Origin of the sequence: Pseudoalteromonas phenolica, from assembly GCF_005886345.1 — a bacterium.
Taxonomy (GTDB): Bacteria; Pseudomonadota; Gammaproteobacteria; order Enterobacterales; family Alteromonadaceae; genus Pseudoalteromonas; species Pseudoalteromonas phenolica_A.
In genome coordinates, this window is record NZ_PNEC01000151.1 from 1 (window position 1) to 275 (window position 275).

Genomic DNA, 275 nt, shown 5'->3' on the forward strand with positions numbered 1-275 from the left:
CCCACGCCGATACTTTTGGGATCTATTTTTACTAATTCTGCCAAAGGGTCCATTAATCTTCTACCTATACTCACAGCGCCTCTCACGGTAATATCTTCATTTGGGAACTCTTCTCTGGCTACTTCAGAAGCAGAATATACTGAGGCCCCATCTTCGTTCAACAAAAAAATCGGTAACCCTAAATTCATCTTTTTAATAAACTGCTCGGTTTCTCTTCCTGCTGTTCCGTCGCCGATAGCAAATACTTCTATGCCATATATTTTTACTAACTCTTT

General features: G+C 40.0%; 1 pseudogene. It reads right to left on the bottom strand.

The features are described from left to right. Window positions 1–275: pseudogene (locus tag CWB72_RS20425) on the bottom strand (RNA-binding transcriptional accessory protein); the annotation flags it as partial.